1 protein-coding gene is annotated in these 1,961 nt (G+C 34.1%); it reads left to right on the top strand.

What is annotated here, in order from left to right:
* Window positions 1–128: 128 nt before the first annotated feature.
* A partial coding sequence (locus ACY65O_RS07615) for a ligand-binding sensor domain-containing protein (protein ID WP_462220256.1) occupies window positions 129–1,961 on the top strand: 1,833 nt, incomplete at its 3' end.

Raw genomic sequence — 1,961 nt, 5'->3', positions numbered from 1 at the left:
TACCGGCAAAATTATTTCATCCTTATTTAAAAAAAACAGTACGCAATACAAAAAAGTTTAAATTAGTTTGAACCAGTTATAAAATTTATAAAAAGCATACCTAATAAAATCTGCATTAACTTTAAGCTATGCGTAATAGTTTATTAACAATACTTGTTTGCATCATTGCCAGTTTTATAAACCCGGTAATGGCACAGCAGCAAATATTTAAAAACTACAGCTTAACCGACGGGCTTGTTTCTAATACCATCAGCAGGGTGTACCAGGATGCAAAAGGTTTTTTATGGATAGGGACCCTGGAAGGCCTGAGCAAATATGATGGCCATAGTTTTACCAATTACAACACTGCCAATGGGCTATCGCATAATATGGTAAATGATTTTTACGAAGCAAAAAATGGAAGATTGTATGTAGCGCTAAACAATGGAGCTATAGATATGATTAACGGAAATAAAGTTATTTTAAAAGTAGGGCCATCCGATGCAGTGGTAAACCACTTTATAAATTCTTCAACAGGAAAAGTTATAGTATCTACTGACAGGCACGGATTACAGGAATTTAATGAAGAAAAACTGACTCAGCCAAAACAACTTTTTCCTCATCAAACTTTTTTGGATATTATATGGCTTAACGATTCTCTTTTTATGACAGTGGAAGAAACTTCCCTAAAAGTATTTAACAGAAAGTATGAACTATTCTCACAAATAATTGACAAAAATATTATACGCCAGGATGCCATAATATACCAGGATTCAAAAAAAAGAATATGGGCAAGTACACTAAAGGGCCTGAAATTACTCAACGTTCCACTCCAAAAAAATCAGCCTGTTTCATTTGTTCCATTACCCGCCCACTTTAATCTTCCTTTATTAAACCAGGTTACTATAACAGGAATGCTTGAAGTTGCAGATGGTACCATGTGGTTTACAACTTCGGGTGGGATTATAAAAATAAACCAAGATGGAACGCATGAAACATTTACTGTAAAAGATGGCCTCCCTTCTAATATCATTAATACCATTTTTCAGGATAAGGAAAAAAATTTATGGTTTGGCACGGCTGCAGGTTTATCTAAATTAGTTACCCGCCAAAGCATATGGTTACACCCGATAGAAGATGGATTTTTTGAAAATAATTATTCCTGTCTTTTACACCCCTTTAAAAAAAATTATTTTTTGGTGGGCACTGTAAAAGGCACCAAAATTTTTAATACCCTTACCGGAAATTTTTCGCCAGTTGTAAATAGCAATAATCAAAACTATTTTGATGTGGTTAAAAACAGTAAGTCAACCCAATTAATTTGCTATTACAACCTTGCAATATTTGACAGTGCCAGATTAATTTACAAAAAAATTCTTCCACTTCCACTAAAATATGCATCCAGGATAATTACTGATAAGGAGGGTAATCTTTTTTTAAGCCAGGAAGGGCATTTGATTTTTATGTCGGGCAAATTTCAGCAAAATATTATCGACTACCGCATCACTGCTTTTATCATTGATAAGAGCGGGGACCTTTGGGCAGGTACCTGGGCCAATGGTCTTTTTCGTATAAGGTATAGCTTTAGCAATAGCCTGTTTAAAATAATTTCCATAAGTCAATTTTTACCAACAGAAAATGTCCGTTCGTTATTTGAAGATTCAAAAGGAAATATTTGGGCAGGCACCAGGTATCAGGGTGTTTATCAATTTACAAAAAAAGAAAAAGACAGTTTTGCTATTGTTAATTTTGATCAAAAAAAAGGGCTCACTTCTAATTTTATAAAAGGGATAAGGGAAGATGCAAACGGGAATTACTGGATTGCTTTTTACCAGGGTCTTGATAAATTAATTGCAACAGACAGCAGTTACCGCATTTTTAATTTTAGCCGTGTGAACAATTATTTTACAAGCATAGTTGGAATGGAGACCGACGATAATCATTTATTATGGCTTGCTACAAACGATGGCCTGGTAAAAATT

The sequence above is a fragment of the Ferruginibacter sp. genome (genome assembly GCF_031430955.1).
Taxonomy (GTDB): domain Bacteria; phylum Bacteroidota; class Bacteroidia; order Chitinophagales; family Chitinophagaceae; genus Ferruginibacter.
Note: the sequence above shows the minus strand (reverse complement) of the source record. Positions and strands in the feature narration are given on the sequence as shown.